The 26,758-nt window shown below is 54.5% G+C and carries 25 protein-coding genes and 1 pseudogene; 2 read left to right on the forward strand and 24 right to left on the reverse strand.

All coding sequences use genetic code 11. The features are described 5' to 3' along the window. Positions 1-9: 9 nt before the first annotated feature. From mutM to H5T67_08225, 3 genes are read right to left on the reverse strand one after another with little or no spacing between them, the layout of a single operon-like run. On the reverse strand, positions 10-828 hold the full coding sequence (gene mutM / locus H5T67_08215; protein MBC7245303.1) for a bifunctional DNA-formamidopyrimidine glycosylase/DNA-(apurinic or apyrimidinic site) lyase: 819 nt from the start codon (positions 826-828) through the stop codon (positions 10-12). Further along, positions 812-2,065: a hypothetical protein gene (locus H5T67_08220; GenBank protein MBC7245304.1), complete on the reverse strand. Its 1,254-nt coding sequence runs from the start codon at positions 2,063-2,065 to the stop codon at positions 812-814. Before H5T67_08220 ends, mutM begins: the two co-directional genes overlap by 17 nt. A 2-nt stretch (positions 2,066-2,067) precedes the next feature. Beyond that, a complete protein-coding gene (locus H5T67_08225) occupies positions 2,068-2,283 on the reverse strand; it encodes a Trm112 family protein (protein MBC7245305.1) in 216 nt (71 codons plus the stop codon). A 349-nt stretch (positions 2,284-2,632) separates the two neighbouring features. On the opposite strand from H5T67_08225, the gene H5T67_08230 reads away from it, so the two are divergent. Next, positions 2,633-3,826, forward strand: coding sequence for an MFS transporter (locus H5T67_08230; GenBank protein ID MBC7245306.1), 1,194 nt, complete (start codon positions 2,633-2,635; stop codon positions 3,824-3,826). A 41-nt stretch (positions 3,827-3,867) separates the two neighbouring features. Here H5T67_08230 and H5T67_08235 read toward each other — a convergent pair whose 3' ends face one another. Then, positions 3,868-4,422, reverse strand: a complete 555-nt coding sequence (locus H5T67_08235) for a hypothetical protein (GenBank protein ID MBC7245307.1) — start codon at positions 4,420-4,422, stop codon at positions 3,868-3,870. Between the two features lie 2 nt (positions 4,423-4,424). Beyond that, complete coding sequence (locus H5T67_08240) at positions 4,425-5,435, reverse strand: radical SAM protein (protein MBC7245308.1); 1,011 nt, start codon at positions 5,433-5,435, stop codon at positions 4,425-4,427. Positions 5,436-5,652: 217 nt separating this feature from the next. Here H5T67_08240 and H5T67_08245 point away from each other — a divergent pair, with 217 nt between their 5' ends. Beyond that, positions 5,653-6,051 (forward strand): hypothetical protein, encoded by a 399-nt coding sequence (locus H5T67_08245; GenBank protein ID MBC7245309.1) that lies wholly within the window; start codon positions 5,653-5,655, stop codon positions 6,049-6,051. Between the two features lie 134 nt (positions 6,052-6,185). Here H5T67_08245 and H5T67_08250 read toward each other — a convergent pair whose 3' ends face one another. From H5T67_08250 to H5T67_08340, 19 genes and pseudogenes are all read right to left on the reverse strand, one after another. Beyond that, on the reverse strand, positions 6,186-7,028 hold the full coding sequence (locus tag H5T67_08250) for an MBL fold metallo-hydrolase (GenBank protein ID MBC7245310.1): 843 nt from the start codon (positions 7,026-7,028) through the stop codon (positions 6,186-6,188). Between the two features lie 15 nt (positions 7,029-7,043). Next, positions 7,044-7,955, reverse strand: a complete 912-nt coding sequence (locus tag H5T67_08255) for a pyruvate synthase subunit beta (GenBank protein MBC7245311.1) — start codon at positions 7,953-7,955, stop codon at positions 7,044-7,046. Further along, the gene (gene porA / locus H5T67_08260) at positions 7,952-9,106 is read right to left on the reverse strand and encodes a pyruvate ferredoxin oxidoreductase (protein MBC7245312.1); all 1,155 of its coding nucleotides are present in this window, start codon (positions 9,104-9,106) and stop codon (positions 7,952-7,954) included. Before porA ends, H5T67_08255 begins: the two co-directional genes overlap by 4 nt. After that, on the reverse strand, positions 9,094-10,854 hold the full coding sequence (locus H5T67_08265; GenBank protein ID MBC7245313.1) for an FAD-dependent oxidoreductase: 1,761 nt from the start codon (positions 10,852-10,854) through the stop codon (positions 9,094-9,096). The genes porA and H5T67_08265 overlap by 13 nt, the downstream gene beginning before the upstream one ends. Before the next feature lie 5 nt (positions 10,855-10,859). Next, entirely contained in the window at positions 10,860-11,414 is a 555-nt protein-coding gene (locus H5T67_08270) for a pyruvate ferredoxin oxidoreductase subunit gamma (GenBank protein ID MBC7245314.1), read from the reverse strand. An 85-nt stretch (positions 11,415-11,499) separates the two neighbouring features. Then, a pseudogene (locus H5T67_08275) lies at positions 11,500-11,842 on the reverse strand (GxxExxY protein). A 137-nt stretch (positions 11,843-11,979) separates the two neighbouring features. After that, positions 11,980-12,882, reverse strand: coding sequence for a bifunctional enoyl-CoA hydratase/phosphate acetyltransferase (locus H5T67_08280; GenBank protein ID MBC7245315.1), 903 nt, complete (start codon positions 12,880-12,882; stop codon positions 11,980-11,982). A gap of 21 nt (positions 12,883-12,903) precedes the next feature. Next, a complete protein-coding gene (gene secA, locus H5T67_08285; GenBank protein ID MBC7245316.1) occupies positions 12,904-15,846 on the reverse strand; it encodes a preprotein translocase subunit SecA in 2,943 nt (980 codons plus the stop codon). 162 nt (positions 15,847-16,008) lie between these two features. After that, positions 16,009-17,010 carry a ribose-phosphate pyrophosphokinase gene (locus H5T67_08290; GenBank protein MBC7245317.1) on the reverse strand — a complete coding sequence of 334 codons (1,002 nt, stop codon included), beginning with the start codon at positions 17,008-17,010 and terminating at the stop codon, positions 16,009-16,011. Positions 17,011-17,025: 15 nt separating this feature from the next. Further along, positions 17,026-17,559, reverse strand: coding sequence for a GNAT family N-acetyltransferase (locus H5T67_08295; GenBank protein ID MBC7245318.1), 534 nt, complete (start codon positions 17,557-17,559; stop codon positions 17,026-17,028). A gap of 10 nt (positions 17,560-17,569) precedes the next feature. Next, positions 17,570-18,184 (reverse strand): histidine phosphatase family protein, encoded by a 615-nt coding sequence (locus tag H5T67_08300; GenBank protein MBC7245319.1) that lies wholly within the window; start codon positions 18,182-18,184, stop codon positions 17,570-17,572. A gap of 14 nt (positions 18,185-18,198) precedes the next feature. After that, positions 18,199-19,209 carry a methylmalonyl Co-A mutase-associated GTPase MeaB gene (gene meaB, locus H5T67_08305; protein MBC7245320.1) on the reverse strand — a complete coding sequence of 337 codons (1,011 nt, stop codon included), beginning with the start codon at positions 19,207-19,209 and terminating at the stop codon, positions 18,199-18,201. 81 nt (positions 19,210-19,290) lie between these two features. Then, positions 19,291-19,788, reverse strand: a complete 498-nt coding sequence (locus H5T67_08310) for a cobalamin B12-binding domain-containing protein (protein ID MBC7245321.1) — start codon at positions 19,786-19,788, stop codon at positions 19,291-19,293. Between the two features lie 18 nt (positions 19,789-19,806). Continuing rightward, entirely contained in the window at positions 19,807-21,486 is a 1,680-nt protein-coding gene (locus H5T67_08315) for a methylmalonyl-CoA mutase family protein (GenBank protein ID MBC7245322.1), read from the reverse strand. Between the two features lie 66 nt (positions 21,487-21,552). Beyond that, positions 21,553-22,620 (reverse strand): hypothetical protein, encoded by a 1,068-nt coding sequence (locus tag H5T67_08320; protein ID MBC7245323.1) that lies wholly within the window; start codon positions 22,618-22,620, stop codon positions 21,553-21,555. 33 nt (positions 22,621-22,653) lie between these two features. Then, the gene (gene cobO, locus H5T67_08325) at positions 22,654-23,181 is read right to left on the reverse strand and encodes a cob(I)yrinic acid a,c-diamide adenosyltransferase (GenBank protein MBC7245324.1); all 528 of its coding nucleotides are present in this window, start codon (positions 23,179-23,181) and stop codon (positions 22,654-22,656) included. After that, on the reverse strand, positions 23,160-23,687 hold the full coding sequence (locus H5T67_08330) for a biotin/lipoyl-binding protein (GenBank protein MBC7245325.1): 528 nt from the start codon (positions 23,685-23,687) through the stop codon (positions 23,160-23,162). The genes cobO and H5T67_08330 overlap by 22 nt, the downstream gene beginning before the upstream one ends. Positions 23,688-23,708: 21 nt before the next feature. Beyond that, positions 23,709-25,184 (reverse strand): pyruvate/oxaloacetate carboxyltransferase, encoded by a 1,476-nt coding sequence (locus H5T67_08335; protein MBC7245326.1) that lies wholly within the window; start codon positions 25,182-25,184, stop codon positions 23,709-23,711. 15 nt (positions 25,185-25,199) lie between these two features. Next, positions 25,200-26,750, reverse strand: a complete 1,551-nt coding sequence (locus tag H5T67_08340) for a methylmalonyl-CoA carboxyltransferase (GenBank protein ID MBC7245327.1) — start codon at positions 26,748-26,750, stop codon at positions 25,200-25,202. Between the last annotated feature and the right edge of the window lie 8 nt (positions 26,751-26,758).

Consider the following 26,758-nt stretch of genomic DNA (forward strand, 5'->3'; position numbering starts at 1 on the left):
TTGCACTCGTTAACACTGGCAACGCGGACAGAAATGCGTGCCGCGATTGCCGACAGTTATGCGCTCAATCGGCGTACCGCAACGGGGGCAGGGCTCGCCAACGCGCCGGTAGACGCACAGATGCTGCGCGTGGCTGCCTGGCCGCCCCTCTGCATCACGGAAACGTTCATCGGTCAGCGTAGTTCCACGGTTGTGGATTGCCTGCTGCAATACCTCTCGAATGGCCCAGTAGAGACGTTCGCCCTCCGCAGCAGAGAGCGTGCTCGCTTTGCGCAATGGGTGCAGGCTGGCGGCGAACAGTGCTTCATCCGTATAGATATTGCCCAATCCCGCCAGCACCGTCTGGTTGAGCAGTAAGGGTTTGAGCACTCCTCGATGCGCAGACAATAACTTCACGAAATCCTGGGCTGTAAAATCTGCGGACAAAGGCTCCGGCCCTAAATCACCCAGCACGAGATTGAGGTCTGTGGTCCAATAGACACGGCCAAACTTCCGTGGGTCGGAGAAAAGCAACCGCCGACCATCGGAGAGGTGGAAAATGAGGCGGGCATGGCCATCCACGGGTTCTGTGGTTGGCTCAACACGTACATGGCCGCTCATGCGCAGATGGATCAGCAAAAAACTAGGCCCAGATAGTGATAGAACGAGAAACTTACCCCTGCGGCTGACATCCAAGACCTTGCGACCTGGCACTTGGCGCACAAACTCATCCACCGCCGGCATGGCCACTGACTTTGGCCAGAGAACCTCGACATTGGCAAACTCGGCGCCTGTCAGCAAGCGCCGCAGATCCACAGCAAGTGTCTCCACTTCAGGCAGTTCTGGCATGCCTCCTCCAACCCGCAACGAGAGCAATCACCATGACAATGCCTAACCCTGCACCAGGACAGGGCACACATGGACGTGGAGCGGTGCGTGGCACTGGAGAGGGCGTTACGGTGGGCGTTCCCCGTGGCGAAAGCCCCAGGCTCTTGCGCCATTGAGCATCTAGTTCATCCAGCCCGAAGCCATACACACGCTGCAACGCCTCTTCTTGATAAAGTCCCTCGCGAATCGCAGCGAGCAACCCAGTCATTTTCTCTTTGCCGTAGGTACGCAGCATGAAATCAAGTAGGCTGTACACCTCGCCATAGAAGAGATCCACCTGGGTCGGATCGCCCGTGTAGCCAGAAAGAGAACGCACGGAAATCAATTGGTCGCGTCGAACGGCTTCTTCCAATGCCCTTCGATTGCCTGCAGGAAGCGCACCCTCCGCATACATCGCCAGTCCTTCATCGAGCCAGCGTGGTACTTCGGCATAGGGATTATCCGTGACCAATTCCACCACGACATGCGCCAGTTCGTGCGCGACCGTTTGCTCCACATCGGGGTGAGAACCCAGGAGCAACAACGTCCCCTCGTCCACCACTACTCCCAAGGTCACAACGCGCTCGTCATAGACCTCGCTTTTGCGGGGTAGCGCTAGGCTCATATCCGACTTGCTCTGATATACATAGATAGAAATCGGCCTGTCCAGACTGACGCCCATCTCATCCTGCAGACGAGCCAGTGACTTGGTGGCATAACCCAAGATGCGTCGCGCTTGCGCTTCATCGGCCCCATACCAGAAAAGGCTAATTTGGCCTTCTTCCAATGTCTTCCAGGTGAAGCGGTCATCTTCGTAGTGGAATGACACTACAGATGTCTTGATTTCGTTGCCCCCTTCGTCTACTACGCGCCAATAGTACTCGAGACGCGCACCCACAGGTATATCGCCAGGCTCGAGCTCCCAGGTATGGCTGAACTCGCTTTCGCCAGGCGCAACCGCAATCGGGATTTTGACGGTAACGCCCTCACCGACCAGTCGGTAATACAGGATCACTTCCCTGATGTTGGACTGTGCCTTCACCCGCAGGCGGAAGGTAATGCCCTGCGCGAATTGAACCTGGTATGTATTGGTCACAACCTGGATGGCCTCATCGGCATAGGTACCCAGGGCGCTCCCGAGGGGGAACAAGAAGAGAAGCGCCACAAGCAGTAGCACCTGCAACCGGTGTGCCGGGGGTGTGAACACGGTTGGCGCCATCATTACTCCAGTTGTTCCAAACGGACGTAGCGGTACCTATCCCCAATTTCAATCAGCATCTGTGGGATGTCATCTTCAACTGGATACTTACGCCCGCAATCGCGACACACCAGCCATTTGTTCTTGACCACATCCAGCCGGCCTGGGTCTTTCTTCTCCGGATCCCGCTCTGGCCCGCTGACACAGGCAGGGCAACGCAGGATATCCTCATCCAACATCCACTGAGTCGAAGGACCGATCATAGAACCTCCTCTTTCGTCGCACGAGTCAACCAGTGCGGATTTGCCTACTAGTATACTCGAAACCGAGCACAATCCAAAGTAGAGGGATGCTTAGCTACAAGGAGGCAGATTATTTAGTGGCAGCCATCAACGAATGGACTGCACTGGCATTCGTTCATTCGTATCCATGCTCGTTGATGGCCATCCTTCGCGTACTAGGCTACGCTTCTTCTGCGGGTTGGATCGCACATTGCCTTGCTGGCGTCATTTTGTCACAAGAAGCCCCAGGGATATAATAACCCCAAAATTACCACAGAAGATAACTCGGTACAAACGACGAGACCTAATGACTGACCAACAACGACCCGATCAACCAATCGGCACTACATTCCAAGCCGACCGCGTGCTCACCATCGCCGCCGGGCACATGCTGCACGATACCTACACTGGCTTTTTGGCCCCACTCCTGCCCGTCTTCATCGCCAACTTGGGCCTGTCTAAGGCACAGGCTGGTGCATTGACCATATTCCAGCAAGGGCCATCCTTGCTCCAGCCTGCCATTGGGCATTTAGCTGACCGTTTCAACTTGCGTCACTTGGTCTTCCTAGGACCCGCCATTGCCGCAGTGATGATGAGCTTACTGGTTATTGCACCCAGCTACATGGTGCTAGTCTTGCTGCTGACCGTGGTGGGCTTGAGTTCGGCCGGTTTCCACGCTGTAGGACCAGCCGTGGCGGGCCAATTATCTGGCCGGAGATTGGGTCAGGGGATGTCTTTCTGGATGGTCGGCGCAGAAGTGGCGCGTACCTTCTCCCCACTGATCGTTGTTACAGCGCTGCATCTCCTGACCATTCGCCGCCTGCCCTGGCTCATGCTCATTGGGCTGCTTGGTGCAGCGCTGCTCTATGCGCGCTTGAAGGATGTGCCATTCCAGCTAACAACGACCGAACAGCCGGCACCTTGGAAAGAGGCATTGTTGAGCATGCGCAGGGTAATGCTGCCCCTAGCCGGTGTCCTCACTTTGCGCGCCTTTCTCGTGGCGGCATTGACTACCCACCTGCCCATCCTGATCAGCGAAGAGGGCAGCGACCTGTGGCTAGCAGGTGCATCCCTCTCGCTAGTGCAAGGAGGAGGAGCTATAGGAGTGCTCGTGGCTGGTTCGCTTAGCGACCGCCTGGGTCGCAAGCCCACAATCCTGGCTACTTTGCTCATCGCACCACCGTTGTTGCTTCTGTTCCTGGCAATCAAGGGCTGGCTGCGATTGCCTCTCCTCTTCCTGCTCGGTTTCACTACGTTGTCCAACAACCCGGTAATGATGGCCATGGTCCAAGAGAGCTTCCCCAGCAACCGCGCCATGGCTAATGGCATGTATCTGGCAATGACCTTTGTCAGTAGTTCCATCATGGCAGTATTGGTGGGAATGCTGGGCGACCTGTTCGGCCTGCGCCTAGCTTTCACGATCAGTGCCCTTGCCCCACTGCTGGGAGTGCCCCTGATATTGCTGCTGCCAGGAGGCAGAGAACAGGTCAGCCGGGCTTGAGAGTACAAAAAGGCCAGCAGGCTTATGCGCTTGGAATTGCCTCAATTAGGGTGCTCTACCTTTCTGGCCAAGCGGCTTTTCAAACGCTGCGCGAGGAAAAAGCAAACCACCAGCAACGAGAAAGCGATAATTCCCCACTTGATCGCCGCGGCAAGCGAAGCAATCAGAATAGGCAGCGGCGAAAGGCGGTTAAGGTCACGGAGGAGGATCAAGTGCAACGCATTCTCCAGCCAGTCCAGCAGCATGGCAACAAAGGGCAGCACCATCAAAAGGAGGTGAAACTTGCGGGCCGCTTTACCTGCTTTGTGGGTCAAAAAGGCGATCAGGCTCGCAAGGAGCAACGCATACACAATAGGGAACCAGGAATCCACATAGAGCGTGCTCACCCGATAGGCTTGCACACCTAATGCACCCCATTGGTTGATAATGGACTGGAAAGTTCCCGCTGAGAAAGCTAGTTGCAGTGCAACGACCCCTGGGGTGCCAGATGGCCGTGCCTGGTCAAAGTAAGCAAATGCTACAAACGCCAGGACGGTCAGCACTAGCGCCAATCCCACCACGGACGCACGTGCCATTTTCTGATATAGAAGCGCCATCCTCAGTCCTCCAAGTGCTCATAGAATTCCCGTGGCTTGAGTTCTTGGAAATCGCCGACTCTAGCCAGATACCTCCGAATGTCTGTACAGAGATGGCATTTGGAGACATAGCCATCCCGCTCCTCATAGCCATAGGTTTTGCCCAAGCGATAGAGTTCCTCCAGACTCGTCAACAAGGCGTGTAGGACGGGAAGCTCATCCAAGTTGATACCCCGCAAGAGTGCATTCAAGTCACGTGCATCGCCCAGGGACAGACCACCGCAGTAGCCAGGCACGTAGTTGCCATAGTTGTCCACGTGAACGTGCCAGTCGCGCACCAACTCGTGACGACAAGAGGAAGAGAAGAAATGTTGTGCCGGGTATTTCTGGAAGAGGTGCGCCAGAGCATAGGAAACTCGCCCTCCTGGCAACAATTCGGCATAGTGCAGGCCATAGCCTCCTCTTTGCAGGTACTCCTCAAAAGGCAAGGTACCCTTCAATCCCATCTGGCGGAACTGTTCATAGAAGAATCGCTGGTACATCATCACGTTGCCCGGGAAGACTTCTGCACTGATGCGTACAGCATATTGGATGCGCTCGAAAGGCACTTGCTCGATGATAAACGGGTTCACACTGATGAGGATGCCGTCCAGCCCTGCTTCCTTCAGTCGAATCAGTTTCTCCCTGGTCTTGGCATCGTCAGTACACCAGAAGCAATTCGTCTCGACGAACGTACCGCGAATGCCCAGCCGGCGTGCCAAGGCAGTGACTTCGAGCAGCAAGTCGAAATGGAGAAAAGGCTCGCCGCCCGTGAAATGCAATCCTTCGTTGATCCCTACCCTGCCGGGATATCCATATGTACTTCGCATCGTGGCGGCAAGCTGCGTCAGAATGGTCTCCGCGTCATCTAGCGTGAGCCAATCTGCCTTCCACCGCGGAGAACAGGCGTAGAGGCAGTGCCGGCAAGCGCTGGTGCATTTGTAGGAAAGGAGAATGCCGGCAGATAACGGCGCAGGAATAGAAAGCCTGTTCATGCAAAGACCTCGGTGTTACATTACTGCAAATCGGCTGCGATGTCAATCTGGACCTGAGCGCTCGCCTGTCCCTCTGCACCTCAGGCTACGCAGGATGCTGCGCTTCGGGATGACATTTGACCAAAAAGCAAGCTGCCTCCCCTGTGCATGTACTTGGTGAAATTTAGGATATGTGGTATACTAATTCCTAGTCTGAAAAACGCGAAGGAGGAGATCCATGAAGTACTATTCCCGAAAAGTGCTTTGGCAGGCCACAACGCTACTGGTGGTATCGCTGCTGATTTTGCTATCCCTGCCTCTATTGACCGCTTGTAAGAAAACCACCGCGCCTACCCCAACTCCCACTCGTACACCGGGGATTGTGCCAGTAACGCCTTTGCTCCCGCTGACTCCAACGACAGAGGTAGAGCCAGCGACGCCAACCCCGACGCCAACAGCGACTGCGATGCCACCAACAGAGCCACCCGCTACAACCCAGCCAACGCTTGTGCTTCCTACAGCAACGCTTGTGCCTCCTACGCCAGCGCCTGTGCTAACAGAGCCATATCCGGTGGTTTTCACGCCAGTTCCTATCACCCCGGCACCGTATGAGCCGTACCCATCTCCTTCTCCCTAGCGTGATGCGAATAAATTGAACAAGACAGGGGAAGGCTTATCACCTTCCCCTGTCTTTTTGGCACAAAAGTGTTTCTGCTAATACCATGCAGTCGTACCAAGTCCATGCGCTAAATGTACCAACAAACGCGAGGATTAACCCGGTGGAGCGACCACCCGGAAGCTATCCCCGTCCTTGACCAGGTAGCCCATGGGCATGCGCAAGTCGTGCTCAAAGATCAACAACGCTCGTTTTTCCCACGCCCAATTCCTGATGGATCGCTTTGTTTCGAGCGTCTCCATTGGCTCTGCGTCAAAAGCCGATATCCACCCCAACCGCTCCATTTTGATGGCCATAGACGCCAGATCGCCCAAGAAAATCGCTGCTTCCCCTGCCGATTCGATAATGACACACTGATGCGCCCGGGTATGCCCTCTGGTCACCTGGCAACGCACCTCGCTGGTAACACGGGTATCTCCGAAGAGCAGGCGAAGTTGACCCGCCCCCTGAATAGGGAGCAGATTTTCCGGGAGGTAAGTATTGCGCGTGCGTTCATTGGGATAAAGCGCATCGGCCCACTCCAGGCGCTGAATCCAGTATTGTGCATTGGGAAAGGTAGGCACTGCCACGCCATCGCGCAGGATGGTGTTGCCGCCACAGTGATCCGAATGCAAATGGGTATTGATAACAATGTCAATGTCGGCCGCTGTATAGCCCAGACGCTGCAAATCATCCAGTAGATCGCTACGTGCCGGCTCAAGGCCATTGATTTCGAGGTCCTTCGGCGATAGCTTGCGGCCAAAGCCCGTATCAACCAGGATGCGTTTGCCTTCAGAGAGGATCAGCAGGCAATTCAAGGCTGTTGTCACACGGTTGAGTTCATCTGCTGGGAAGAATTTTTGCCACAGCACCTTGGGCACTAGGCCGAAATGCCCACCGCCATCTATGCGGCACTCGCCATCACTGACAAGGAAGCATTCCACATTGCCTACTCGCATTTTGCTCCCTCCCCATCAGGCAGATGGAATAATTGGAATTTCCTGCCCACTTGCCTTGGCTTTTTCCACCAGCCTTTCCCACTCGCGGTCCACATTCTCTTGGATGTAACGCAAGTCTTCCGGCTTGAGATGGGCAAAACGCCCTTGCAGTCGCAAATAGCGCTCCACGGGAACCTTTTCTCGTGGCCACACGGTGATGGTGTACTTTCCCCCATGTTCCACTTCATAGAGTGGGAACACACAACTCTGCACCGCCAGCCGCGACAAGAGCACCGACTGCGCCGGTTCGGATTTCCAACCAGAGGGACAGGGAGAGAGCACATGCAGGAACTTGCTGCCGCGGATATCCTTGGCCTTCTTCACCTTGCGTATCAGATCCTCGGGATAGGCAACGGTAGCTGTGGCTGTGTAAGGGATACGATGTGCTGCCATGATAGCCACCATATCTTTCTTGGGCTGCTCCTTCGGGTGTTTCACCGGCGTAGTCGTCGTCCAGGCGCCCCACGGGGTAGCCGAACTGCGCTGAATGCCGGTGTTCATGTATGCTTCATTGTCATAGCACATGTAGATGAAATCTTCGTTGCGCTCCACTGCCGCTGAGAGGGCTTGAATGCCGATGTCAAAGGTCCCGCCATCACCAGCCACCGTGAGGACCGTGGTATCCTTGTAGCCACAAGCCTCCAGTCCAGCCTTCACGCCCGAAGCGACTGAGCCACCAGTGGCAAAGAGAGTGTGTAGCAAAGGCACCTGTACCGCCGTATAAGGGAATGGTCCGGCAATAATGGACCAGCACGAAGCAACAATAATCACCACTGTGTTTTCGCCCAAAGCCTTGAGCGCATAGCGCACTGCCATAGGAGCCCCACAACCCGGACAGGCTACATGGCCTGGCGTCATCAATTCTTGTTCTGGCACATCGTAACTCATCGTTTGACCTCCATCCAGACAATCTCTTCAGCTGGCTTGTCATATTGCTGGGTATACTGGACAATCTTGTGGATAGACTGCGGTGTTACATCGCGTCCACCCAAGCCAATGACAAAGGGAAAGATGATCGGTGCATCAGGTATGCCATACAGCGCTGCCTTCACTTCGGAGGCAAAAATCCCCCCATAGCCATAGGAGATGTTGCGGTCAATGACCGCTACCTTCCTCACTCCAGCCAATGCCTGCCGCATGGCAGCGAAGGGGAAAGGACGGAACATGCGTATCTTCAGCAGTCCCACCCTCTGTCCCTGCGCACGCAGTTCATCCACAACCTCGCGCGAAGTGCCAACAATGCTGCCCGATGCCACTAAGACGATCTCCGCATCCTCCATGCGGTACTTTTCTATGACGTCGTACGGGCGTCCAAAGACCTGTCCAAACTCTGCACCCACTTGCTGGGTGACCTGCACTGCTTGCTCCATGGCGCGCTGCATTTTGTAGCGCAACTCCATCCAATGCTCCGGACCAACGAGGCCATAGAAAGAGCAAGGATTGCCTGGCTGCAATCGGAATTTCGGCTGATAGGGCGGGAGGAAACGATCCACGGTGGCCTGATCCGGGATGTCCACTGGCTCTTCCGTATGAGAGAGCACAAAGGCATCCAGCACGAGCATCACCGGCAATAGGACCGTCTCAGCAATCTTGTAGGCTTGTATCACCATGTCCAGCACTTCCTGGTTGGTCTCACAATAAAACTGTATCCAGCCCGTGTCACGCTGCGCTAGGCTGTCCGTCTGTTCTGTCCACACATTCCAGCCAGGCCCCAGAGCGCGGTTGACATTCGCCATGACAATAGGCAACCGTCCACCCGAGGCCCAATGCAGCACCTCGTGCATCAACGCCAGGCCATGGGAAGAAGTAGCCGTAAATGCCCGCGCTCCAGCAATAGATGCGCCAACAACTGCGGCCATGACCGAATGCTCGGACTCGACTTTGATGAATTTGGCATCCAACAGTCCATCCGCGCAGAATTCGGAGAGTATCTCCACCACCTGTGTCTGCGGCGTAATGGGATAAGCAGCAATAACCTGCACACGGGCAAGCTGTACTCCATAGGATACAGCGTGGTTGCCCATGATCACTTTTTCCATTTCAATTCCTCCTCGATGGAAATGGCTTCGCGGGGACACTCCTCTACACATACACCACAGCCCTTGCAGTAATCGTAATTCACTTCATACTCCGTATGGTTGTGCCGGCTGATGGCGACATCAGGGCAATACAGCCAGCAAGTGTCGCACGCATTGCATGTGCCACAACTGAAGCAGCGCGCCGCTTCACGACGTGCATCCCCTTCAGCGAGACAAAGATTTACCTCGACGAAATCTTTGGTTCTTTCTGCTGCTGTGCGCTGTGGCAATGGTATGCGTGGTTCCTCCGTGAAATACGCCAAGTTGATATCCTCAAAGTGCACTACTGTCGGATCCATTTCCCTGGGTGCCGCATGCACTTGCTCCGTCAGCGGTGGGAAGCTTGACAAAGGCTCACCACGTAGATAGCAGTCAATCGCTAAGGCTGCCCGCTTGCCGGAGCCAATGGCATGAGCCACTGTACCAAAGCCAGTGGCTGCATCCCCGCCAGCAAAGATTCCTTGCGCCGAAGTAGCCGCCGTTTCTTGGATGACAATCCGATCCCTCTCCACCTGCACGCCTTCAGGCAAGCAGGAGAGGTCCGCATCCTGCCCCAAGGCAGCAATCACAGAGTCTACCTCCATGACGTACTCCGAGCCGGGAATAGGCTCTGGACGACGTCGCCCACTTTCATCCGGCGCTCCCAACCGCATGCGCACACAGCGCAGGCTGGCGACCCTTCCATCTGACCGCAGCACCTCGACCGGCGCCGTGAGGTACTCTATTCTAATACCCTCCTGTTCTGCCTCGTCAACTTCCTCGGCAATAGCTGGCATCTCCTGGCGTGAACGTCGGTACAAGATAGACACCTGTGGCGCACCGAGCCGCAGCGCGGAGCGGGCAGCATCCATAGCGGTATTACCCCCGCCAATGACGGCAACTCTCGGACCAACCTGTACTTTCTCACCCAAGTTGACCCGACGCAGGAAATCCAGTCCTGCCAGCACACCTGGCGCATCCTCGCCATGGATGCCCAGTTTATGGCTGCGGTGCTGACCAATGGCTAAGAATATCGCCTGATAAGGCTTCAGGTCCTGCCAGCTCAAGTTGTCGCCCAGACGCATGCCAGTGCGAATTTCGATACCCAGTGCTTCGATAGCCGCAATTTCACGATCCAGTACCTCACGAGGCAGGCGATAAGGAGGAATGCCTACCCGCATCATGCCACCTGGAGCAGTTAGCGCCTCAAAGACAGTCACTCGATATCCCCGACGTGCCAATTGGTAGGCGCAGGATAAGCCGGCTGGCCCCGAACCGATCACAGCCACTTGCGCTGCCGAAGATGCCACCGGCTTCAGGATGGGCAAGGTGCGTGCCCGAGGCAGATCAGCCAGGAAGCGCTCCAGAGCATGGATAGCAATTGCCCCACCCAACTGAGTACGGTTGCACTCGTGTTCGCACGGATGGGGGCATACACGGCCGCATACTCCGGGGAATGGATTTTCCTCCAGAATCCTCTGCAGCGCTTCTTCATAATTCCCTTTGTTCACCATACCCACGTATTGGACAATATCCTCTCCAGCGGGACAAGCACGGTTACAAGGGGGAGTCTTGTTGCGATACACCGGCCGAAGGTATCGCCACGAGCCTGTCTTATTGTATAAAGTGGTGCCCAAAGACATGGTCACTTCAGGCATTTCGGCCTCGCTTTGGAAAACGATGACCAGATCCTGGTCTGATGGTTTTCTAGTTGGTTGGTCATTTTTCATGTAGCCTACTCCTTGCTCACCACCATCTCATATGCCTCTTGTGTGGCAGCTACATTATCTTCGGGTTTGACCGGCACGGCTTCGCGCACTGCCTCCATCACTGCTTTCAGACCGACGATGCCTGTGATACGCGCAAAAGCGCCCAAAATCGCGGTATTCACAATGGGCGCGGTACGCGGCCCAAGGCGATGTTTGATGGCAATGCGGTTTGCATCCACCGTGGCCACGCGAAATTTGGATGACAGATTGAAGGATTCTGGAGGCTCCTCGGTGTTGATCAGAATCCAACCGCCTTCTTTCAGTCCTGCTGTGACATCAACCACCTGCATCAAGCTGGGGTCAAGCACCATCACGTGATCCGGGTTGTAAATCTGGCAGCGAATGCGCACTGGCTTGTCGTCAATGCGCGTGAATGCAGCTACCGGTGCACCGCGCCGCTCCACACCAAAAGAGGGAAAGGATTGCACATAGCGACCTTCTCGGAAAGCAGCATCCGCCAGCACTTTCGAAGCGATGACTGCTCCTTGGCCACCACGACCGTGTATTCGCACTTCAATCATAAATATTCCCCTTTCAGATGTGATTTCTAAAACGCAGAGACCGCCGAGAAAGCAGAGAATGTTATCAATCCGGCACAAAAATTGCTTAGCAAGTACCGGGAAAATGGTTCACAACCCGGGAAATGCCATCTCTTAGCACCTTAAGTTAAAACTGATCTGCAAGCCAACTCGGCAACCACAGAGCCTGGGATAAGAAAATAACTGGACATGATGAATAGGCGTCAGGAAATCTACGGATTTAACTTCAATTATGCCCCTTCAACCAGCAAGTCAAGCCGATATCCACAGTCTAGCTTAACGTCTTTGTACACCACAGGCAATGGCTTCTGCTGCTCTACTTTTAAGCCTCGCTGCGCAATTTCGTATGCCAAACAGGTCTCATACGCGCTTTCCAAAAGCCCGGGACCTAAAGCCTTGTGCACTGCTATAGCCGCACCTATAATTTGCTCTGTAATCTGATTAAGCCTCTTTGCTTCTAACGAGCCCGGAGTTTCAGACCCGCTACCTTGCAATAAATTTTTATCATTTCTCCGCGCTCTCTGCGTACTTGGCGTTGCATCATAACCTAAGAAGCCAGCAATACGCCCAAGCCCATGGAGACCAGCTTGGTCTCATGAGGATCGGAGCGCGAAGCCACGATCAATGGGGACTTACCTCCCACTACCACGCCGGCCATTTTGCCCTTGGCAAAGTAGGTCATCGCTTTGGCCAGCATGTTCCCGGCTTCAACATCGGGAGCTACCAGGATATCCGCATATCCTGCCACGGGGCCCTTGATGCCTTTAATCGCTACCGATTCGGGTGAAATGGCGTTGTCCAATGCCAGAGGGCCATCTACCAACCCGCCTTGGATCTGCCCACGATCAGCCATCTTAGCCAAGTTCGCTGCATCCATGGTCGTTGGGATTTTGGGGTTGACCATCTCTGTTGCTGCGAGAATCGCCACTTTGGGCTCCGTCACCCCCAAGCGCTGTGCGACCATGATAGCATTCTGCACAATTTCAACTTTCTGCTCCAGCGTGGGGGCAACCACAACGCCTGAATCCGTGACAAACAACAGCCGATCGAAGCCCGGGAGCTCAAAGACAGCGATGTGCGTGAAGAGGCGGCCAACACGCAAACCCATCTCCCGATCCAGAGCTGCACGCAAAAAATCCCCTGTTTCCAGTTTGCCCTTCATAGCGAGATCCGCATGTCCCATGCGCAGCAATTCCATCACCTTGCGCGCTGCCGCCTTCGGCTCCGGCTCCTGGATGATCATCATTTTAGTTATGTCAATTTTATGCTCCGCAGCCAATCTGCGAATCAGATCGCGATCCCCAACCAGCGTACAGTTCGCAATGCCCTCACGCTCAGCGTCTTGAGCTGCCAGCAAGATCTCTGGCTCGTGTGGAGCAACGACCGCCACCATTTTGGGGCCTACTTTTTTTGCTTCCTCCATCAACTCGGAAAATTTTCTGATAGCCATATGTTTCCTCTTCTAGCGTGTTTATTTGCGCTTCTTCTTCCGTGAGCAGTGCTTAGCGCTGCTCTTGGCTACCTGTTGAGCACCCGCAGCCTGCTTCGTGATCGCTGCTTGTCCTCCAGCCACGTTCTTACGCATACAGCAGTTCTTATACTTCCGCCCGCTGCCACACGGACACGGATCATTACGGCCTATAGGACGACCCCGCTCAGAACCAGCCCGTACTGGGGCTGCACCGCGGCTTGCACCTGGGTCCATAGAGCCAGGATGATAGGCCTGCACCGGACGCTGTACCGGCTGCCGAACAATGGTGGTGAAATAGATCCTGCGCGCAATGTCATGAGCAATGCTTTCCTTCAGCTCCTCAAACATGTCAAATGCTTCGCGCTTGTACTCGATAAGAGGATCGCGCTGCCCAAAAGCGCGCAATCCGATCCCCTCACGCAACTCATCCAGAGCGGTCAGATGCCTGACCCAGTGACTATCCACCACATGGAGCATGAGCAATCGTTCCAACTGGCGCATCATCTCCGCACCCAATTGCCGCTCCTTGGCCTCGTACAGTTCGACCGATAGATTCAGCAGTTGCTCCTCAATCTGCTCTGCGTTCAGACTTTCCCAGTGGGGCCTGGTTTTCTCAGGCAGTGGTAAAATCGCACGAACCGCCTGCCATAGCCCCGGCAAATCCCACTCGATGGGATCGCCGGTCGTGTATTTCATGACCATCGCGCTCAACTCATCCTGAACCATGCCCAGGATAGTATCTTTGAGCGTCTCCGAGGTAAGGATCAAACGTCGCTGATCGTAGATGAGCTTACGCTGCTGGTTGACGACATCATCGTATTCCAGCAGGTGCTTGCGCAAATCAAAGTTATAGCCTTCCACCTTAATTTGCGCATTCTCGATAGAGCGTGTGATCAACTCGTGCTCAATGGGGATGTCCTCATCTACTCCAAGACGGTCCATCAGACCTGCGACCGCTGAGCCACCAAAGCGCTTCATGAGGTCATCCTCAAGGGACACATAGAATCGCGAAGAGCCTGGGTCTCCCTGCCGACCCGAACGACCACGCAATTGATTATCAATGCGGCGCGCCTCATGGCGTTCTGTGCCAATGACATGCAGCCCACCTAGCGCCAGGACCTTTTCCCTGTCTGCAGCGCAGATTTGCCTAGCATGCGCCAGCGCTTCAGCCCACGTTTGCGCATCTACCTGCGTTAAATCCACACCCTGCCGACGCAATTGGTCGCGAGCCAATCCTTCCGGCTTGCCACCCAGCAAGATGTCCACGCCACGACCTGCCATATTGGTTGCAATGGTCACGGCTCCCGAACGCCCAGCCTGGGCGATGATCATGGCCTCCTTCTCATGTTGCTTGGCGTTGAGGACTTGATGGGGTATGCCTTTGCGCCGCAGCATCTCGGAAAGCATCTCGGACTTTTCCACCGAGGTCGTGCCCACCAACACCGGACGACCTTGGTGGTACAATTCTTCGATTTCGCGCACCACGGCTCGGAACTTGGCGTTTTCGGTCTTGTACACCTGATCGGGATAATCTACTCGGATCATCGGTTTGTGCGTTGGAATGACGACGACATCCAGGCCGTAGATACGCTGAAACTCCTCTGCCTCGGTAGCTGCAGTTCCCGTCATTCCTGCCAGTTTGTTGTACATGCGGAAGTAATTCTGGAACGAGATGGTCGCCAAGGTCAGGCTCTCCCGTTGCACACGCACGCCTTCCTTAGCTTCAATAGCCTGATGCAATCCTTCGGAGTAGCGACGCCCAAACATGAGCCGCCCGGTGAACTCATCTACAATGATGACTTGGCCATCCTTCACGATATAGTCTCGGTCGGCTTTGAAAAGTACCTCCGCTTTGAGCGCGTTTTCCAGATAAGGTGTGAGGCCGTAATGCTCAGGGGAATAGAGGTTGTCAATGCCCAAGGCACGCTCCACTTTTGCCGTACCTTCCTCGGTGAGGGTCACAATGCGCAGTTTCTCATCCACAGTGTAATCAATCTCAGGACGGAGCTGCTTTACCAGCCTGGCAAAACGGATATAGTTGTCCGTTGACTCTTCCGCCGGTCCTGAAATGATCAAGGGGGTCCTGGCCTCGTCAATGAGGATATTATCCACCTCATCCACAATCGCATAGTGCAATTCGCGCTGCACGCACTGTGACAGGTCCCAGACCATGTTGTCGCGCAAGTAGTCAAAGCCGAATTCATTGTTGGTGCCATACGTAATGTCGGCGAGATAGGCTTCGCGTCTAGGCACAGGACGGAGATTCTGATAACGGTCATCAGTGGCTGGGTACTCGGGGTCATAGACAAAGGAACTCAACTGTGGGTTCTCTGCTGCAGTCTGAATTACGCCCACGGTCAAACCCAGCAGATGGTAAATAGGCCCCATCCATTGCACGCCGAACTTGGAGAGATAATCATTGGGGGTTACAAGATGAGCACCTCGCCCAAGCAAGGCATTCAGATAGAGCGGGAGAGTAGCAACAAGGGTCTTGCCCTCGCCTGTTTTCATCTCGGCGATCTTGCCCTGATGCAGGACAATACCGCCCATGAGCTGCACATCAAAGTGCCGTTCTCCCAGAGTGCGTTTGGCCGCCTCGCGCACCACAGCAAAAGCCCTCGGCAGCAGCGCATTCAACACTTCCTCTTCGGCTTCTCTCAAACGCTTTGTCAGCGCCTGCAACTGGATTTCCAGGTCGCGCCGTCGATCGGCGTCTGGTGTTGTCGCCACCTGCTGCTGGAGGTCAGCAACCTGGGCCCTTAACTCTCTAACTGCGGCCTCTACCTTCTGTTTGAAGGCCTCTGTGCATGCTCGTAGCTCCTCATTAGAAAGTCGCTCGTACTCTGGTTCAAGAGCATTGATTTGATCTACAATGGGCTGAAGCCGTTTCAGTTCTCTGGCATTGGCATCGCCCACGATTTTACCGAACAAGCCCTTCAGCATGAAGCAAGTCGCCCTCTAGATAACTTGATAGTTGCATTATACCACAGAAGGAAAGGGATGAAAAAGACGGAAACCTTGTCCATTATCCACATCCCATCGCTGGGCATGCAGAAATCACGGCGGGACAAGCACATGAAGCAACGGTGATCTTACGTCATGAAATCATAGATCTTTAGGCAGAACCCGGTAGATACCGCAAGCCTTCTCATACTTATCGATCGCAAGGCCAACTGACTGGCCACGATGGATGCTGTCAATCACGTCTGCCAGCAATGGAGCTACGGAAAGGATGGTAATCTTATCAAGGCGTTTCTCGGGCGGCAGAGCAATAGTGTTGGTCACAACCAGCTCACGAATACTGCTCTCTCGAATGCGCTCTACTGCAGGAGGAGAAAGCACGGCATGTGTCACACAGGCCCAAATGTCCTGAATGCCGCGCCGTTCCAACGCATGCACTGCCTCGATTAGTGTGCTGGCAGTATCCACTTCGTCATCAAAGATAATGGCATTTTTACCTCGTACATGACCAATGACATTCAGGGCCTTACTGGTAGGACGGTTATCTGGGCGGCGCTTCTCTATGATGGCCAGCGGGACATTCAACGCCTCTGCGAAATTGCGCGCACGCTTTGCCGCACCCACATCCGGCGCCACCACTACGCTGTTTTGCAGCCCTTTTCGCATCCAGTACTGTGTCAAAATAGGAAATGCAGTAATCTCATCCACAAAGATGCTGAAGAAGCCCTGAATCTGCTGTGCGTGCAAATCTACTAGCAGCACCCGATCGGCTCCGGCTACGCCGATCATATCCGCAATGAGCCGGGCAGTAATGGGCACACGTGGTTGGTCCTTCTTGTCCGTGCGACCATAGGCATAGTAAGGGATAACCGCAGTAATACGACCAGCCGATGCACGCTTGACTGTATCAATCATAATCAACAATTCCATAATATTGCGGTTCACCGGTGAGGAAGTAGGCTGTATGATAAACACGTCCTGAGAGCGGACACTGCGATGCAGCCGAATGAAGATGTTTTCATTGGGATAATCAATGATGTCACGACCCACTAGAGGCGTATTGAGATACTCACTGATCTCGCGCGCTAACGCTTCGTTTGCTGTACCGCTAATCAGAGCTAGTTCTCCATAGATCGTGTGCGTCACATCTTCCTCCCCATATCACTGCTGACTAGCCAGAAATTCATCGCGTAGGATCCCCATAATAAGCTCATCATAATACTTGCCATCATAGAAATGTGCCTGGCGCATACGACCTTCGTGCTTAAAGCCGCATTTCTCGTAGCAGCGTATCGCTCGTTGGTTGTACTCGTACACCATCAAATAGAGGCGGTGCAGGTTCTTCTGTGTGAAAGCAAAGCGCAGAAGGGTAGTTATTGCTTCGGTGCCATAACCCTGATCCCAGTACTCCTTCTCGCCAATCAATATGCCCAACATCGCACGACTGTCTTTCCACATGATGTCGTGAAGTCCTATATTCCCGATTAGTTTCCCATCGAGTGTCTCGATACCAAAAATGCAGTTACGCTGGTCTTGCAGATGGGCTTCAAACCAACGTTCCTCCTGCGCATAGGACATAGGCATATATATCTGCAAGTACTTTCTGACCTCTGGGTCATTGAACCAACGAACAAAGGTAGGAATATCACTACGTTCGATTGCCCGCAAGCGAAGCCTTTTCCCAGGAATGCTCACAATATTCTCCTCAACGATGATTCAGATGACAAGTGTCATTGAGCAGGACGATGCGTGGGCGAATGCCGCCCAAGAGAATAATGCTCAATGAAGCGTTGTCAAACACCCAGGGTTGCCGTCGGCGATAGTCCAAACCCAATAAATGAGCCAGGTATACACTCCATGTTCCGCCATGCGCAACAACTGCCACGGTATCCTCTTCCTGATGGCGAGCAATGATATCGTTCATCACAGACACCACACGTTGTTGGAAGACCTCAATTCCTTCTTCGCCCGGAATGGGTACTCGCCAGGAGTCCTCGGCCCATCTCCTGGCTATGTCAGGATACTGAACTGCTATTTCTTCGAAGCGCAATCCTGTAACGACACCGCAATCGTACTCCTTGAGGCGATCATCACAAATGACGGAGAGCCCCAGACTTTCCGCGATGATTTCCGCTGTCTGGAGAGCGCGCGACAAGCTGCTGGCATAAACCGCGCAAATATTATAGCCATCTTGCAGGCGTTTAGCTAGCGCCTCCGCCTGCTTCCGGCCCAAAACAGTCAAGGGTTCATCGTTCCAACCCTGAGCGCGCTGAGCAGCATTACCCTCTGATTCAGCATGTCGTATCAACAATATCCTCATTCCCTCTCCTCATCTCAAACTCGCTGGCTTGATAGGCGGGCTTTGGCAATAAGCGCCTCCGCTGCGGAATAGGGATCCTGTTCCCGAGCGACGATGCGTTCCACCGTCTCCTGTAGAGCAGCCTCTGGAATCTGCGCCAACAATTGCTCCAATAGGGCATAGCGCAATATGCGCTGAAGCTGTCCTGCAGCACGTTCGCGTTCGCGCTGCTTTTGCAACCCACTGTCATGCTGGTACTGGCGATGCGCGGCAATGGCCGCTAACAGCTCCTCGATGCCCTCGCCGCGCAGCGCGCAGGTTTTCAACACAGGTGGCCGCCATGGCTGCTGTTGGCCTGCTAGCACGCTCTCAACACGCACTAACTGCCCATGGTGCCACTCCGTCTGCCCAGAATTCAGGTCGAGCATGGCTTGCAGCGCTGCGACAGCCTGATCTGCTCCGGGCAAGTCCGCCTTGTTGACCACGATGATATCGGCAATCTCGAGAATGCCCGCCTTGATAGCCTGAATGTCATCACCGGAGGCAGGCATCTGGACTACCAGAGTAGTATGCGCCATGCGGGCAATGTCCACTTCGCTCTGACCTGCTCCCACAGTCTCTACCAAGATAATGGGATAGCCAGCCGCATCCAAAACATGTGCTACATCGGCCGTAGAGCGCGCTAGACCGCCAAGGCTGCCCCTTGTGGCCATGCTGCGGATAAAGACTTGTGGGTCAGTAGCCAAATCTCTCATGCGGATACGATCCCCTAGGATCGCTCCGCCTGAGAATGGGCTTGTGGGGTCTATGGCAATAATGCCCACAGGGAGACCTTGCTTGCGATAGGCTTTGGCCATTTCGCTCACCAGCGTGCTCTTGCCCGTCCCTGGTGCACCGGTTACGCCCACAATGTGCGCCTTGCCAGTGTGAGGATAAAGGCAAGAAAGAGCTTGTCGCGCCTCGGTGCCTCCCTGCTCCACGACACTGATCAGTCTAGCGATGGCCCGACGGTCTCCAGTCAGTGCCTGTGTCACAAGCTCGTTCATAGGCGATACTCTAAAGAACGATTTAGGCTGCCCAGAGGCAAGCATATCGAAAGTGGGATACGCCATACAAGACGCGCATGCTTAGCCACGGCTTTCTACCTCTTGCCGAATAGCCTGTATGATATCCCAAAGAGCCGCGCCCGGGCCATAGATGCCCTTGACCCCGAGCTGTCGCAGGGCTGGGACATCCTCATCGGGGATAATACCACCGACAAAGACCACTACATCCTCCAGCCCATACTGCTTGAGCAACTGCATCACGCGCGGAACCAGCGTCATGTGGGCGCCGGACAGGATGCTCAACCCCACCACATCCACATCTTCTTGAAGCGCTGCCTGAGCGATCATCTCTGGAGTCTGGCGCAGTCCGGTATAAATGACCTCCATACCTGCATCGCGCAAAGCTCGGGCTACCACCTTTGCGCCTCGATCATGTCCATCCAACCCCGGCTTTGCGATCAATACGCGGATTTTTCTCTCACCCACTATGAAACCTCCGATAGCAAATGGCTGATGGTTGTCATGTTTCAACCTGTAGCCGATCGCTTCCCCATGCCAGTGGCTCTGGCCAAAAAGCATCCTTGCTACATCGGGGAGCTAGATGATAACCGGCTCGCGGTACTCTCCGAACACCTCGCGTAATACGTCGCAGATTTCCCCCAACGTCCCATAGGCACGAACCGCATCCAGGATATAGGGCATCAAGTTCTCCGTGCCCTTTGCTGCACGGCGCAGAGCTTCCAACCGCTGCTGCAGCAATCTGTTGTCCCGTTCACGACGAACTCGTGCCAGACGTTCCCGTTGACGCCTCTCACCCTCTGGGTCTAGCTTCAGCAGGGGAATAGATAGTGGTTCGTCCATCTGATACTCGTTGACGCCTACTACAATGCGCCTGTGCTCTTCGATCTCGCGTTGGTAGCGGTAGGCGCTGGCAGCTATCTCGCGTTGGAAGAAGCCTTGCTCGATAGCCGGGATTACCCCACCAAGGGCTTCGATCTTGTCAAAGTATTCATAGGCCTCTCGTTCAAGCCGGTTTGTCCAGGATTCAACCAGATAGCTGCCGGCGAGTGGATCCACCGAGTTGGCCACACCGCTCTCGTGCGCAATGATTTGCTGCGTGCGCAGGGCAATCCGTACGGCCACCTCAGATGGCAGGGCCAGCGCCTCGTCCATAGAATTGGTATGCAGGCTCTGTGTTCCGCCCAAAACAGCCGCAAGCGCCTGGATCGTGGTACGCACGATGTTGTTTTCCGGTTGCTGCGCCGTAAGGGAACAGCCTGCTGTCTGTGTGTGAAAGCGCAGCCACCAGGAACGCGGGTCTTTGGCTTTGAAACGTTCTCTCATCACACGCGCCCAGATGCGTCGTGCGGCACGGAATTTGGCGATCTCTTCAAAAAAGTCATTATGCGCGTTGAAGAAAAAGGAGAGACGCGGGGCAAAGGTATCCACGTCCAACCCTCGGTCAATGGCAGCTTGCACATAGGCTATACCGTCTGCCAGTGTAAAAGCCAGCTCCTGTGCTGCAGTAGCACCAGCTTCGCGGATATGATAGCCGCTAATGGAAATGGTGTTCCACTTGGGCAGGTATTTGCTGCCAAACTCAAAGGTATCCACGATTAAACGCATAGATGGCTCAGGCGGGAGCAACCATGATTTCTGGGCAATGTACTCTTTGAGGATATCATTCTGAATGGTGCCACCGAGTTTCGCCATGGGAATCCCACGCTTCTCTGCAGCGGCAATATACATGGCCCAGATGACCGCAGCCGGTCCGTTGATGGTCATCGAGGTGGTAATCTCATCCACTGGTATGCCGTCGAACAGGATCTCCATGTCGGCCAGAGATGAGACCGCCACCCCGCATTTGCCAAATTCCCCCTCTGCCAGCGGATGATCGGTGTCATAGCCGTACAAGGTGGGGAAGTCAAAAGCAACCGAGAGACCAGTTTCCCCATGGGCCAACAGGTACTTATAGCGCGCATTGGTCTCCTCAGCGCTGCCAAATCCTGCGAACATGCGCATCGTCCACAAGCGGCCCCGGTACATAGTGGGATGTACACCACGGGTGAACGGATATTGACCTGGGAAGCCCAAGTCACGCTCGTAATCCAGGTCAGCGATATCCAGCGGCGTGTAGAGCCGTTCCACTGGCGCACCGGATGTGGTGATGAACTGCTCATAGCGTTCCGGCCACTTAGCCAACGTGTCGCGCAATGTCGTGCGCTCCCATTCATCCTTTGCCTGGGCAAGTGACGCCATTGTCTCTTGATCTTGCATATATCCCCTCCAGACTACGATGCATAAGGGCAACAAGTGCTCCAGAAGGGAATGTCACTCGTCACCCTACAATCGTATCACCTTACCGCAATATTCACAGCGGATGCTGTCCATGCCGCGCAGCACCTGCACTGTGATCGCAGCACCACAATGCGGACAGGCAGTAGGTGCAGACCTGACCTTTTCCACAGCAGCCTGATCCAAGGCAACCGCTCGATCCTGATCGAACTCCCCTGCCTTTGCCCGTCCAATCAACCCCTGCCATTCATTGCAATCCTGTCCATAAATGTGGAAATGGATCATCCTCGCGGGCGCATCAGGGGCAAAAGCCAATTCGAGGTGATCCTCGTGCCCCAACAACCCCTTCTTGACCGCCTTGGCGCTCTCCACCAGTGCAAGGGGCACCTCGAACAACAACTTTTGAACTTTTTCTTTTGCGGTGGTAATGAAGAGCATCTTTTTAGTGGCAATTTCTTGCTTTTGCTCGAAGAGCATGCGTTGGTCCGTTAGATAGAGGACGCCACTAGGATCCTCCTTGTCCTCTTTTTCCCCTTTAACCCAAGTAGCCTTTACGGCCATGATCCCTGCCTCGGTCGGTAGCAGTTGAAAAGTCGCCTCCGCCAGTTGCTTGAGCATCCAGTCCACTTTCTGCAAGTGTGTGCCAAGTTTTCTGACCTGTCGCTCCAATCCATCGTACATGCCCCGAATCGAACTTTGCACGGCAGAGACTTTGCTCTCCAGAGAGCTGATAGCAGCCTTCAGTTTGGTTACCAGCGGTTGCGCCTCGGATGGGGTTGCTGATGCAGCCACCAGATGTCTGAACTGATCCTCAACGGGGCGCAAAGTCTGCTCTAGCACCATTGCTTGCCGCTCAATCTGAGCAAGCAGCGAAGGCTTCAGCGCAGCCCACTGTTGAGCTAGATCAGAAGCCTTGTTTTCCAAGCCCTTCTCAAAAGGATAGCCACGTGCGCGCAACTCACTAATCTGGTTTGTCAGGTTGGCAACATCCGTTTGCAAGTCCTCAACCGCATCCCGCAGATCGTTCAAGCGTACTTTTGATTGCAGTTGGTTAATTTCCTGCTGGACGGAATCAATGTCCTTCCTCAGTTGCTCAAGAGGTTCTTTGGTTGACAATTTGGGTCCCCTTTCTTAGTTTTTGCCTCTCACCTAGTACTCAATACCTTTCCTGCCCTCAATTCCCAACCGGTAGGGATGCTTCACTTCACGCATTTCTGTCACCAAATCTGCTCGCTTGACGACCTGCGGATGCGCGTTTCGCCCCGTCAACACCAACTCCACGTGAGGCGGCTTGGCATCGAGTAGCGCTAACATTTGTTCTAACGAGATCAAGCCGTAATCCAAAGCTACGTTGATCTCGTCTAGAATCACCACATCATACTGTCCATTGGCAAGAACGTCAAGGCTGTGCTGATATGCCTCCTGGGCCAGGTGGATATCCCGAGGGTCTGGATGCTCTCGATCCACAAAATCGGGCCGGCCAAATTGCACTAGGGTGATGTTAGGTAGAGCAGCCAGACTTACCAATTCACCGTAATGAGGCCAGCCCTTCATGAACTGCACGATATAGATTCGTAATCCATGACCGGCCGCACGCAATGCCAATCCCAATGCAGCCGTCGTCTTGCCCTTGCCATCTCCTGTGTATACCTGTATCAGGCCTCGCTTGAGAGGCATGCTGCCTCCTCAAATAGGATCAAAAGCTCACCTGCCTTCACACTTTGCCCTGGTTTGACCAGCACTTGCTGCACGGTACCTGCTGCCTGCGCACGCAACTCGTTCTCCATTTTCATGGCCTCGAGCACACAAAGAACGTCACCAACCTGGACATCATCCCCCTCTTTCACCAAGACACGCAGGACTCTGCCCGGCATGACGGCAGTTAGTGCGTGGTTGCTTTGCATAGCAGGCTGAGATAACGCCATGGCTGCCGCATCATCCTGAGCCATTAGCTGCACGAGCTGCGCAAGCGCATCGCAGCCATCACCTAACGAGAAACTATACGGAAAGCCATTGACCCAGGCAATGCTCTCTCCCAGTTCAACTTGGTATTCTACGCCATTCACAACTACCTCGTGTTTATTGGTCTGCACACGAAAAGTCCGGCCATTGATCATCAGAGCATCCTCGCTCACTTCAATTGGATATTCTACCCCGTCAACCGTGAGCACGAAATGCTTCATCCACACCCCCAAATGCTATGCCTATCTCCACCTATGCCACATCCGCCCCGCCAGCTTCCACTGCGACACAGACGGTGAAGAAGCCGTCGTCACAGGTTCAGCCTTGCGCCGGGACAGAATGGCTGCCGCAATGGCTGCTACGGTTTCTTCATGGCTCTCGCCACGAGCACGACGTTCCAGAAAAGCACGTGCCACGCGAGGAAAGAGCGCGTAGGAAAGTATATCCTCTTCGCTTTGGGCCAAATCACCGATCTCCGCCACTGCTTTTTCATACCCAGGTTCTAGTAGGTCTGCTGGCCGGCATTCGATGGGCTGCTCGTCACCAAGGATGCGCTTCTTAACCTCCTCATCTATTGGCGCCGGCGGGCGGCCATACAAGCCCTTTACATACGCCTTCACTTCCTCTGGCACGATTTTATAACGTTCGCCAAGCAATACGTTCAGTGTAGCTTGCGTACCGACAATTTGGCTGGTCGGCGTCACCAGCGGTGGATAACCCAATTCGGCGCGCACACGTGGTACCTCGGCCAGGACTTCTTCGTAGCGGTTCAACGCATTTTGCTCTCGCAACTGCGCAACCAAGTTGGAAATCATGCCCCCTGGAATCTGGTACTGCAACACGCGCACATCTACCCCAGCCACTCCTCCTTCGAATTTGCTGTATTGCTTGCGCATTTCAGCAAAGTAGTTCGCAATCCTCGCCAGGAGCCCCAGATTGAGTCCAGTATCCCGTGGCCCTCCTTGGAGAATGCTAACCAGCACCTCAGTCGGCGGCTGAGAGGTGCTCAAAGCAAGGGAAGAGATCGCCGTATCCACAACGTCCACGCCAGCCTCGGCCGCCTTCAGATAGGCACTTGTGCCCATACCACTGGTGTAATGCGTATGCAGTTGCACAGGGACACGGAGCGCAGCCTTCAACCGACTAACCAGCTCAAAAGCAGCATATGGCGTGATCAAGCCAGCCATATCCTTGATGCAGATAGAATCGGCGCCCATGCTTTCCAACTCAATAGCCAACTCAACGAACCTGTCCAACGTATGAACGGGGCTTATGGTATAGCAAATGCTGGCCTGTACGTGCCCACCTACGCGCTTGGCAACGGTCATGGCCCAGGCCATGTTTCGTACATCGTTCAAGGCATCGAAAATGCGAAAAATGTCAATGCCATTCGCCTTGGCACGTACGATAAAGCGCTCCACGATGTCATCAGGATAGTGCCGATAACCAACGAGGTTCTGCCCCCGCAGCAGCATCTGGCACGGCGTGTGGGGCAAGTAAGCCTTGATCGTTCGCACCCTTTCCCACGGGTCTTCGCCCAAAAAGCGCATGGCTGCATCGAAAGTAGCGCCACCCCACATCTCTACAGAGTGATAGCCTACCGCATCAATCTGCTCCAAAACGGGCAACATATCCTTGAGCCGCATGCGCGTAGCCAACAAAGACTGGTGCGCATCGCGTAGGGTAGTATCGGTTATGTATAACGGTGCAGAACTCATCACTCTCCAAACTATTTACAGCGGGATATTGCCGTGTTTCTTGGGCGGATTGTGGTCGCGCTTGTTCTGCAGCATGTTGAGAGCATCAATGAGGCGAGGGCGCGTTTCGTGCGGTTCGATGATGTCGTCAATATAGCCACGCGCTGCCGCTACATAGGGATTGGCAAATCTGTCGCGGTACTCCTGTATGAGCACCTCACGCTTGGCATCAGGGTCTTCCGCTGCTGCAATTTCCTTGCGAAAGATGATGTTCACTGCCCCATCGGGCCCCATTACGGCGATCTCCGCACTGGGCCAAGCGTAGTTGATGTCCCCACGGATGTGTTTGGAACTCATGACATCGTAAGCGCCACCATACCCCTTGCGCGTGATCACCGTAATCTTGGGCACTGTAGCCTCGCAATAGGCATAGAGCAACTTGGCCCCATGACGGATGATACCCCCGTGTTCCTGGGCTATTCCCGGTAAAAACCCAGGCACATCTACGAAGGTGATCAGCGGGATATTGAAGCAATCGCAAAAGCGGACGAATCGTCCCGCCTTGACCGAAGAATCAATGTCCAGCACCCCAGCCAAGAAGGCTGGATTCTGCGCCACGATACCGACAGAATGGCCATTCAGCCGAGCGAAGCCAATGGTAATATTACGCGCCCAATGCTCTTGCACTTCGAAATAGTCCCCGTTGTCCACGACACGACGGATAATCTCGCGCATATCATAGGACTTGTTCGGGTTGTCCGGCACAATGGTGTCCAGTTCATCGTCCATGCGCAAAGGGTCATCCATCGGTCGCACCATGGGTGGATCCTCCATGTTATTCTGCGGAATAAAACTCAGCAGGCGTCTGACCAACTGCAGGCAATGCTCTTCATTTTCAGCCGCAAAGTGCGCCACGCCGCTTTTGGTATTGTGTGTCATCGCTCCGCCGAGTTCTTCAAAGGGGACATCTTCATGCGTGACCGCTTTGATTACCCCTGGCCCAGTAATGAACATGTGGCTGGTACCCTTCACCATCAGGATGAAATCGGTCAATGCAGGAGAATAGACCGCACCGCCTGCGCACGTGCCCATAATGGCAGAAATCTGGGGGATGACGCCAGAGGCCAGGACATTGCGCAGGAAAATCTCCGCATAACCACCCAGCGCCACCACGCCTTCTTGGATACGAGCGCCCCCGGAATCGTTGAGTCCAATCACTGGCGCTCCCACCTTCAGGGCCAAATCCATCACCTTACAGATTTTCTCGGCGTGAGCCTCGCCTAGCGAGCCACCAAACACGGTAAAATCTTGCGAGAAGACATATACCAACCGGCCATCAATCGTACCGTATCCTGTGACGACACCGTCGCCATAGGGACGCGTCTGCTCAATGCCAAAGCCAACTGCGCGGTGCCTCACGAACATGTCCAGTTCGCGGAAGCTGCCATGGTCCAGGAGCAAATCCAACCGCTCCCGTGCGGTCAACTTGCCTGCTGCATGTTGCTTGGCGATGCGTTCCTCTCCACCACCCTGCTTGGCTTCTTCCCTAGATTTGCGTAACTGTGCTATCTTAGGATCTACCGACATCGTCCCAT

Source organism: Chloroflexota bacterium (assembly GCA_014360905.1).
GTDB lineage: Bacteria > Chloroflexota > Anaerolineae > UBA2200 > UBA2200 > JACIWX01.

Coding starts and splice junctions, on each gene's coding strand:
- mutM (MBC7245303.1), bottom strand. CDS start 828: ATGCCAGAACTGCCTGAAGTGGAGACACTTGCTGTGGATCTGCGGCGC.
- H5T67_08220 (MBC7245304.1), bottom strand. CDS start 2,065: ATGGCGCCAACCGTGTTCACACCCCCGGCACACCGGTTGCAGGTGCTA.
- H5T67_08225 (MBC7245305.1), bottom strand. CDS start 2,283: ATGTTGGATGAGGATATCCTGCGTTGCCCTGCCTGTGTCAGCGGGCCA.
- H5T67_08230 (MBC7245306.1), top strand. CDS start 2,633: ATGACTGACCAACAACGACCCGATCAACCAATCGGCACTACATTCCAA.
- H5T67_08235 (MBC7245307.1), bottom strand. CDS start 4,422: ATGGCGCTTCTATATCAGAAAATGGCACGTGCGTCCGTGGTGGGATTG.
- H5T67_08240 (MBC7245308.1), bottom strand. CDS start 5,435: ATGAACAGGCTTTCTATTCCTGCGCCGTTATCTGCCGGCATTCTCCTT.
- H5T67_08245 (MBC7245309.1), top strand. CDS start 5,653: ATGAAGTACTATTCCCGAAAAGTGCTTTGGCAGGCCACAACGCTACTG.
- H5T67_08250 (MBC7245310.1), bottom strand. CDS start 7,028: ATGCGAGTAGGCAATGTGGAATGCTTCCTTGTCAGTGATGGCGAGTGC.
- H5T67_08255 (MBC7245311.1), bottom strand. CDS start 7,955: ATGAGTTACGATGTGCCAGAACAAGAATTGATGACGCCAGGCCATGTA.
- porA (MBC7245312.1), bottom strand. CDS start 9,106: ATGGAAAAAGTGATCATGGGCAACCACGCTGTATCCTATGGAGTACAG.
- H5T67_08265 (MBC7245313.1), bottom strand. CDS start 10,854: ATGAAAAATGACCAACCAACTAGAAAACCATCAGACCAGGATCTGGTC.
- H5T67_08270 (MBC7245314.1), bottom strand. CDS start 11,414: ATGATTGAAGTGCGAATACACGGTCGTGGTGGCCAAGGAGCAGTCATC.
- H5T67_08280 (MBC7245315.1), bottom strand. CDS start 12,882: ATGGCTATCAGAAAATTTTCCGAGTTGATGGAGGAAGCAAAAAAAGTA.
- secA (MBC7245316.1), bottom strand. CDS start 15,846: ATGCTGAAGGGCTTGTTCGGTAAAATCGTGGGCGATGCCAATGCCAGA.
- H5T67_08300 (MBC7245319.1), bottom strand. CDS start 18,184: ATGAGGATATTGTTGATACGACATGCTGAATCAGAGGGTAATGCTGCT.
- meaB (MBC7245320.1), bottom strand. CDS start 19,209: ATGAACGAGCTTGTGACACAGGCACTGACTGGAGACCGTCGGGCCATC.
- H5T67_08310 (MBC7245321.1), bottom strand. CDS start 19,788: ATGCTTTTTGGCCAGAGCCACTGGCATGGGGAAGCGATCGGCTACAGG.
- H5T67_08315 (MBC7245322.1), bottom strand. CDS start 21,486: ATGCAAGATCAAGAGACAATGGCGTCACTTGCCCAGGCAAAGGATGAA.
- cobO (MBC7245324.1), bottom strand. CDS start 23,181: ATGCCTCTCAAGCGAGGCCTGATACAGGTATACACAGGAGATGGCAAG.
- H5T67_08330 (MBC7245325.1), bottom strand. CDS start 23,687: ATGAAGCATTTCGTGCTCACGGTTGACGGGGTAGAATATCCAATTGAA.
- H5T67_08335 (MBC7245326.1), bottom strand. CDS start 25,184: ATGAGTTCTGCACCGTTATACATAACCGATACTACCCTACGCGATGCG.
- H5T67_08340 (MBC7245327.1), bottom strand. CDS start 26,750: ATGTCGGTAGATCCTAAGATAGCACAGTTACGCAAATCTAGGGAAGAA.